Origin of the sequence: Pseudoalteromonas sp. bablab_jr011, from assembly GCF_016464045.1 — a bacterium.
GTDB classification, from domain to species: domain Bacteria; phylum Pseudomonadota; class Gammaproteobacteria; order Enterobacterales; family Alteromonadaceae; genus Pseudoalteromonas; species Pseudoalteromonas lipolytica.
On sequence record NZ_JACDWU010000250.1, the window covers coordinates 44,885 to 53,527 of the forward strand.

Annotated in this window: 6 protein-coding genes and 3 tRNA genes; 2 read left to right on the forward strand and 7 right to left on the reverse strand. The window is 40.6% G+C overall.

Going from position 1 to position 8,643, the window contains the following annotated elements:
* Positions 1–46 precede the first annotated feature (46 nt).
* The 6 genes from JIG41_RS14910 to nudE form a co-directional block, all read right to left on the reverse strand.
* Complete coding sequence (locus JIG41_RS14910; RefSeq protein ID WP_199525030.1) at positions 47–4,048, reverse strand: two-component regulator propeller domain-containing protein; 4,002 nt, start codon at positions 4,046–4,048, stop codon at positions 47–49.
* 456 nt (positions 4,049–4,504) lie between these two features.
* A tRNA-Met gene (locus tag JIG41_RS14915) sits at positions 4,505–4,581 on the reverse strand.
* 63 nt (positions 4,582–4,644) lie between these two features.
* Positions 4,645–4,721, reverse strand: a tRNA-Met gene (locus JIG41_RS14920).
* 63 nt (positions 4,722–4,784) lie between these two features.
* Positions 4,785–4,861 (reverse strand) — tRNA-Met (locus JIG41_RS14925).
* A gap of 138 nt (positions 4,862–4,999) precedes the next feature.
* Positions 5,000–5,797, reverse strand: coding sequence for a 3'(2'),5'-bisphosphate nucleotidase CysQ (gene cysQ / locus JIG41_RS14930; RefSeq protein WP_036974269.1), 798 nt, complete (start codon positions 5,795–5,797; stop codon positions 5,000–5,002).
* Complete coding sequence (gene nudE / locus JIG41_RS14935; protein ID WP_199525031.1) at positions 5,790–6,362, reverse strand: ADP compounds hydrolase NudE; 573 nt, start codon at positions 6,360–6,362, stop codon at positions 5,790–5,792. Before nudE ends, cysQ begins: the two co-directional genes overlap by 8 nt.
* Positions 6,363–6,423: 61 nt before the next feature.
* Between nudE and yrfG the strand changes: the two genes are divergently transcribed.
* Positions 6,424–7,080 carry a GMP/IMP nucleotidase gene (yrfG, locus tag JIG41_RS14940; RefSeq protein WP_036974272.1) on the forward strand — a complete coding sequence of 219 codons (657 nt, stop codon included), beginning with the start codon at positions 6,424–6,426 and terminating at the stop codon, positions 7,078–7,080.
* Positions 7,081–7,092: 12 nt separating this feature from the next.
* Here the strand turns inward: yrfG and JIG41_RS14945 are convergent, their stop codons facing one another.
* Positions 7,093–7,713 carry a dUTP diphosphatase gene (locus JIG41_RS14945; protein ID WP_036974274.1) on the reverse strand — a complete coding sequence of 207 codons (621 nt, stop codon included), beginning with the start codon at positions 7,711–7,713 and terminating at the stop codon, positions 7,093–7,095.
* A gap of 124 nt (positions 7,714–7,837) precedes the next feature.
* Between JIG41_RS14945 and JIG41_RS14950 the strand changes: the two genes are divergently transcribed.
* Positions 7,838–8,464: a peroxiredoxin-like family protein gene (locus JIG41_RS14950; RefSeq protein WP_036974307.1), complete on the forward strand. Its 627-nt coding sequence runs from the start codon at positions 7,838–7,840 to the stop codon at positions 8,462–8,464.
* The last annotated feature ends 179 nt before the right edge of the window (positions 8,465–8,643 follow it).

Consider the following 8,643-nt stretch of genomic DNA (forward strand, 5'->3'; position numbering starts at 1 on the left):
CGACAAAAATGTACTCAAATACGACATAACAATAAAAATCAATAAGTTAAACGTAGTGACACTGATATTCTTTTGCCGTCATACCATATTTTACTTTAAAAAATTTCGAGAAATGTGAGCGAGATGAAAAACCAATATCGTCAATCACCAAACTAATTTGACGACCTTGGCGTAACAACTCGGCAGCTTTTATGAGTCGATAATCCCGTAAATATTCACTCGGTGTCATGTTGAGAAACACTTTTAACTTACGCTGCAACTGACGTTCACTCAGTGCGAGATGCTTAGCACAATGCGTCATTGAGAATCCTTGTTGCTGATAATTTTCAGATACATAGTGCTCAAGCTTTTCAAGTAACTGTTTATCACGCGGATCAACGGGAGTATCTGCCTTTGGTGGGCTTTGATCTGACACCTGAATCACATGCTGTTGAGCATATTGATTAACCCAATCAATCCAATTTTCGACTTTTAATAATAATTCTTCCCTGTCAAAAGGCTTGGTGATTACATCCAGAGCATGTTGTTTTAAACCGCTTACCCGCGTTTCATAGTCTCCTTTAGCAGTGAGTATTATCACGGGAATATGGCACGTAACAGGGGAGCTATGTAGCGCATCTAATACGGCAAAACCATCCACTTTTGGCATCATTAAGTCTGTCACTATCAAATCTGGCACTTGGCTTTGCGCTATTTGCAAACCAACGTGACCATCTTCTGCCAGTAATACCTGATAACGCGGGTGTAATTCAGTTTTTAAATAATGACGCAACTCATCATTATCCTCGATAACCAGTACGGTAGGTTGCTCACAATTTTTCTTGGCTTTAAGATTCTCACTGTCGATACTCACCGAGGTTGCCTGCTCGACAGCCTCAGCTAATGGGAAACGAAGCGTAAATGTTGTGCCTACCGCTAAGCGACTAACAAGCTGAATGTCGCCTTGATACTTATCAACGAGACGTTTCACAATGGCTAACCCAACACCACTGCCTTCTACATTGGCTTGGCTGCTTACACGGTAAAAGATATCAAATACTTTCTCTTTCTCCGCATCAGCAATCCCTTTACCTGTATCGGTCACCTCAATAAAGGCATTGTTATCATGCGTTGTTATTTTTAAGCTTACACTCCCTTGTTTTGTATACTTGAAGGCATTGCTGAGTAAATTGCTTAATATAGTAATTAGCCCCTCTCGGGTGCTTGATATAAAAATTGCTTCTTCTATTTCAACATAAAACTCTACTGATTGCTCACCGAGTACAGAAAACTGTCCTGCAACCTCACGCGCAATCGCAGACAAGGATACAACCTTAATAATCTCTTCATTGCGCTCATCATAACGGGTCAATGTTAAGAGTTTATCGACCAGATTTTCTAAACGTCGACTGTTTCGTAATACCAAGGTTAACTGCTCACGTTTATCTGTGTTTTTTTCATTAAAAATAAGACGCTGCAATGGTGCGATTAACAAACTAAGTGGCGTACGTAACTCATGAGATGCATGCGTAAAAAAGCGCACTTTATTTTCAAGCGAATCACTAAGCGCATCAGCTTGCTGTTCTATCAGCGCTTTTTGCTCTGCAATTTCATCAGTGCGCTCATTGACAAGTTGCTCTAGTTGATACTTTTGTTTACGGATCCGATAGGTCCAAAGCACCGTTAATAACCACACCAAACATAAGACAAGTACTGCACAAACAACATAAAAAGCAGGGCTTTGCCACCATGGAGCCAGTACTTTGATATTCAATAACAATGGGGCGAGTGCGTTCGCTCCACTTTCGCTACTTGCTTTAACGATAAGCTGATAACTGCCAGGCGGTAAGTTGGTGTAATCTATTGATAAGTAAGGACCAGTTACATTTCTCCATTGCTGTTCAAAACCTTCTAAACGGTAAGAATACTTATTAGTTTTAGGTTCTGAATAATGCAAATAACTGACCTGTAAGTGCATGCGTGTAATATCGGCTGGCACTGTGACGATGCGACTCTTCTCGATTTGGTAAAGGCTACCGAGCTTACTCCCAGCAGAAGTAATAAGGTCTTGATCGTCAAACTGTAAACGCGTTAATGCTAACTGCCCACCTTGTTTATTCTTAACGAGTGTTTCAGGGTTAATAACACTTACACCTTGGGTGCCGCCAAACATTAACCGGCCATCTCGCATTTTCAGATAGGCGCCGGCATTAAATTCATTGCCTTGCAAACCGTGACGAGCTTTATAACTGGTGATTGCAAAATTCTCTGGATTTATTTTAGCTAATCCATTGTTTGTACTTACCCAAACCATGCCATCATTGCCTTTTAATAAAGCATAAATCACTTGATTAGGCATACCATCTGCCACATTAATAACCTTTACTTGCTGGCTATTGGTGTCAATGATATTTATTCCATTAGACGTCGCTAACCACATACGTGAACCTTCCTGTAAAAAGGCTCTCACCGTATTATCAGATAAAGCAGATGCGGGGTTACCTTTGCGATAATTAATTAAAGAATCAGTCGCAAAGTTATAGTAATACGCCCCATCCCCATCGGTTGCTATCCACATGTCTGTTGCGGAGCTTTGATATAAGCTTGTCACCCTTGCTGTAGGTATGACTAATTGAGAATGTGCCTGTTTTTCTGAAAAACTGATAAACCGACCTAATTGCCTATCAAAACAAAATAATCCACCACCATTCGTCCCTACCCAGACATTATTTTTCTCATCCACCAGCAAGGCGTAAATACTGTTTTCAGTTAATCCATGGCTCCCTTCATCAGCTCGAAAATGTGTCACACTGCCATCTTGGTGGAGCACATCAATACCCTGCTGCCAACTACCAACCCAAATGTCTCCATTTAAATCTTCGGTTATCGCTTTAATTGCGTTACTGGTAATTGAATTGGGTAAGTTGCTCGCCACGAGGTGTTTAATACGGTTTAATTGTTGATCAAGGATATCTATCCCGCCCCCCCAACTGCCATACCAAATACGTTGCTGCGAATCTTCAAATAGCGCCCAAGCATCTTTACTTGAAAGCGGTGTCGGTTTTTTTAATTTACTGAATTGAAGTGAAGCAGGATCTAGCTTGCTGATACCATTGGCAGTACCAAACCACATAATATCGCTACTATCACGGTAAATACTGTAAACTCGGTCGTGCGCTAAGCTATATCTGTCAAATGGGTCATGGGTTAAAGCAGTAAACGTGTTGGTTTTGCGATCAAAAATATTGATGCCGCCCCCTCGCGTTGCAAGCCATACTCGACCTTGCTGATCAAACTCGATATCACGAATTTCGTTACTGGTTAACCCGTACTCTGAGTCGCTCGATTTAAGCCATTGCTGCATCGATTTTGCTGATAAATCAATCTTAAATAACCCACCGCCTTGACTGGCCAACCATATTGTTTCGTCATTTGCCTGCTTTATCGCAAAGATACTCGAATGAATGCTAGGCGGCTTTGTAAATCCATTCAACAACGTACTGACACGTTGTTGCTTAGCAAGATCATAATGAATTAATCCTGCACCATGAGTACCTAGCCACAATACATCGTGTATTTTTGTTATCGCATAAATAGGCTTTTTTATATCCCGCACTAGTGGGGTCACTTTTTCATTGCGTTTATTGTAAGCGAATAAACTGCCATCATACGTGCCGATATACAGCACGTGAGAATCAACAAACAAACTGGTAATACGGTAGTCTGTTAAAATGGGCGAAGAAAATTGGTAATCGTATAACGGGAGTTGATTTACGCCCCCATTGCGGGTGCCTATAAAAAGGTGCGATTCGTTATCGAGTGCAAGCGGATAAATGTAGTTATTCGTTAAACTATTGTTTTCTCCTGTTGACGAAAAAACAATAAATTCATTCCCATCAAAGCGGTTTAACCCTGCTTGCGTAGAGAACCATACAAACCCCTGCTGATCTTGTTGAATATCAAATACAACGCTTTGTGATAAGCCATTATCAATACTGAAATTTTGAAACGCAGGCCACGCAAAAGGTAAAAAAAATAGACTAAAAAGATAAATAAGAAACCGAGTCATCCCTAAAAGCTACACATTTATTATTAGTTATTAATAAAGAATAGTTCAGTTCAGTTAACATTCATAATAGTTCCCCATTTTAACTACATGAAAGAAAAGCTTTTATTATAGTCGGTTCTAAAGCTCATCACGTTTAAGCCCAATAATACCGCTATTGTTTCAGGCAAAAATACGTTGATGTGTATCTAATAATTTTAGTTAATTTAATTTCAGTGGGTTGCGGGAGCAGTAAATAATGAAGGCAAACCGACGACCTTCGGATTATAAACCTGAATTTCAGACATAAAAAAACACGCGGCTGCGTGTCTGATCATGTTTGCTAATTTAATTTCAGTGGGTTGCGGGAGCAGTAAATAATGAAGGCAAACCGACGACCTTCGGATTATAAACCTGAATTTCAGGCATAAAAAAACACGCGGTGGCGTGTCTAATCATTGTTGCTAATTTAATTTCAGTTGGTTGCGGGAGCCGGATTTGAACCGACGACCTTCGGGTTATGAGCCCGACGAGCTACCAGGCTGCTCCATCCCGCGCCTGAAATTATTAAGTTTATTTTTCTTCTCACTTAATTTAAGAAGTCAGCCAATTCAAAGAATTGGTTGCGGGAGCCGGATTTGAACCGACGACCTTCGGGTTATGAGCCCGACGAGCTACCAGGCTGCTCCATCCCGCGCCTGAAATTATTAAGTTTATTTTTCTTCTCACTTAATTTAAGAAGTCAGCCAATTTAAAAAATTGGTTGCGGGAGCCGGATTTGAACCGACGACCTTCGGGTTATGAGCCCGACGAGCTACCAGGCTGCTCCATCCCGCGCCTGTAATCTCTTAGTAACATAAGCATGTTAACGATGCCCTGTACCAGAGAGAGCGCTATAATATAGCAAAAAAATTAGAAATCAAGGGTTATAATAATAAAAGCGGTTCAAGCGAACAAAAAGCACACAAAACTACTCTAAATAGCACGTTGATGAGGACTGATCATTTTTTGCCACTCCCAATCTGGGTGTCCCATTACAATAAAATCAGGATTCTCAGTACTTTCTCGTTGATTGTAAGTCAGTGGGTTAAATTCAGCGTCAGTAATGCATCCGCCAGCTTCTTCGACAATTACTTGAGATGCACCAGTATCCCATTCACCTGTTGGGCCAATACGTAAAAAGCAATCTGCTTTCCCCTCAGCAATAATGCAAGCCTTTAATGAACATGATCCTAATGCTACGGTGGCAAACTGAGTATTTAAATATTGACTGACCGCCTCAATTTTTTGCCTGCGACTCACCGCTAATGTTAAGTTATCTGGCGTTGCTACCGAAATTTGCTTATCTTGGCCATTTTCACGTTTAAACGCACCATTTTGATAACTTGCGAAATACGTCACTTGTTTAGCTGGCCAGTGTATAACGCCTAAGACGGGATGATTGTTTTCAATCAACGCAATATTTACCGCAAAGTCGCCACTTTCTAAAATAAACTCTCCCGTACCATCCATAGGATCTAGCAACCAATATCGCTGCCAATGTTTCCTATCTTCAAGTGCTGGAATAGGCGTCTCTTCAGACATAATCGGAATATCGGGAGCCAACTTTCTTAGGCCTGCCATCAATACTTCGTTCGATGCCAAGTCAGCTTTCGTTACGGGTGTATTATCTGACTTTTCTTCAGCACCAATATCATCTTGCTGATAAATAGCCATAATAGCCTCACCTGCCTGCTCAGCTAAACGAATACACGGTTCTAAAAAATTATTCATTGCCCGCTCCTGACTCTAGGTACTTTGTTAATAATAGCAAAGCTGCAACACTTCGTGCTTCAGTAAAGTCATCTTGTTGTAATAAAGATTGCCAATCTTGTATTGGCCATTTAACAACAACGAGTGGTTCAGGCTCATCACCAGGTAACGTTTCTGGATAAAGTTGCTCTGCATAGAGAATATGCATAGTGGCATTAAAGTAACTGGGTGCCATCGTTACTTTTTTTAGTGCAGAAAAATGCTTCGCACCAAAACCGACCTCTTCTTTAAGCTCTCGGTTTGCGGCTTGCTCTGGTGTTTCTCCAGGATCAATTAAGCCCTTAGGAAAACCGAGTTGATAGTCGTTCGTGCCTGCACAATATTCCCTTACTAATAGCAATTCATTATCAGCTGTAACGGGCACAATCATCACAGCTCCCCGGCCTCCACCACGAATTCTTTCATACTGCCTTTTTTCATCATTTGAAAACTTCAAAGCCAGAGATTCAACAGTAAATAGTCGGCTTTTGGCGACGACTTCGTTAGACAATATTTGCGGAGGTGTTGGGTGCTTTTTCTGTGTCATTGGCATTAATTTGCTATCATGTCAGTTACACTCATGATAAATCTTTTAAAGTGAATTGCCTATGTTAAATTGGTCAAAAATCGATACAGTACTGCTTGATATGGATGGCACTCTGCTCGATTTGCATTTTGATAATTACTTTTGGCTTACCGTTATTCCCGAACAATATGCATTAAAGCATGGACTCAGTTTAGAGCAGGCGAAAACAGACATTTTTCAACGCTATCAAAAAGTAAGCGGCCAAATAAGTTGGTATTGTTTAGATTACTGGCAACAGCAACTCGATTTACCCATTATGGCGTTAAAGCGTGATATTCAGCATTTAATAAAAATTCGCGAAGACGTCCCCCCTTTTCTAACCGAACTTAGAAAAACAGGCAAAGAATTAATCTTACTTACGAATGCCCACCCAGATTGTGTCATGTTAAAGTTTGAGTTAACGGCAATAGACAATTATTTAGATGGCGTTATTTCAACCCATCAATATGGTGTGAGTAAAGAACATCAACCTTTATGGCAGCAAGTGCAACAAGAATGGCAGTTTGATAAAGCGCGCACTTTATTTGTTGATGACAGTCCCGCAGTGCTCGATGCGGCCAAAGAGTTTGGCATAGGCCATATACTTGCGGTTGCCAACCCTGATAGCCGACAACCGCATAAACAGTTCGATGGCTATTTATCTACCACCGACTTTCGTGACTTCATGCCCCTAAAATGAGCATAAATAGGTTTATTTAGGGTAACGCTGCTCTAAACCTTGATAGACAAGCTTTGCAAAATCAGCATGCTCCGTATCGAGGCTTTTAACAACTTCAACTAAATGCTCGTTATCTTCTTGACCGTTCCACACCTTTATATAACTGCCATCTTTGTAACCATGATCTTGGCGGAAGAAATTAAGTGTATTTTTGCCAACATAGCCACGATATAAATCGTCGATGTCCATGCCAATTTGCGCCATACATCCAGCGAATGCGGCAGCATTAAAACGCTTTTCAGCAACGGCGGTTGCAGCCAATAACTCAAGCGTTTGTTTAAAATCGTCAGCTTGCTCAGGCGCACTTAGTTCAGCTTCAAGTTGAGCGGCAAGTTGCTCGTAACTTGTTTCCCCGTCGATACGCAGTGATAAACCAAAATGGAAAATGTCGACCAGCTCCAAAATAACTTGCTCAGTATCTGGGGTTTGTTTTTTCCACCATTTCCAACCATAGTGGTCGAGCATTTCAGCACACTCAACCCAAATAGCACGATACCATTCAAAACCTTGGCTAAACCATTGCTCATGCACTTTTGTATTCATGGCATTTTGCATCTCAAGCATGACAACGATTTTTTGTAAATTAGCAGACATTTTTAATCCCAACTTGCATTTTTATTTAGCTATATACTACAGATAAATTCAGCATTGATGAAATTAAAAAACAGCTAAGCAGGTCTTCATAAGCAGTTGAAAAAAATAATTGAGGAATACCATGCTGAGAACCCTTCTTGTTAGTGCATTACTTGTGCTATCTAGCCAAACACTTGCAGCCACAGCTCATAATATTGCTGACTCGGCAGAGCACGTCAGTCCACTATTGCCTGGATTAACAATTCCAGATGTTGATTTAAAAGACCAAAACGGCACAACCGTTTCTTTAAAAAAACGTTTTAAAGAAAAAACTACCGTATTAATCGTTTACCGAGGTGGATGGTGTCCCTATTGTTCCAAGCAATTAGCCAACGTACAAAAAATTGAGGATCAATTAGCAGACTTGGGGGCACAAATTATTGCAATATCTCCGGATAGTCCAGAAAAGCTAGCCGAGACTAAAATAACCTCTGCGAACTATCAACTACTCTCTGATGATAGTTTGGCATTGAGCCAAACGTTGGGCTTGGCATTTTATCTCGATGACAAAACAGCAAAAATTTATCGCAACAAGTTAGGGGTTAACTTTGTATCACTCGATGGCAAAGCACAGGTTGCGTTACCCGTTCCTGCTGTTTTTGTAGTAGATAAACAAGGGCTTATCCACTTTCAGTATGCGAACCCTAATTATAAAGTTCGTTTAACAGAAGACGTATTGTTAGCCGCAGTTAAATCAGTGAGCGAACAATAAACACACTATCGAGTGATTAATAAGTAGGGCTTTAAGCCCTAATGCCGATCAGTTAAGACTTTAATCGGCGGATCAGTTGAATGATCCCCTCTATATGTAAAAATCCGATAGACCCTGTTTATCGGATTTTTTTATGCACGTATCTCAAGCCCTCAACATTATTAACAGTTACAAACCAA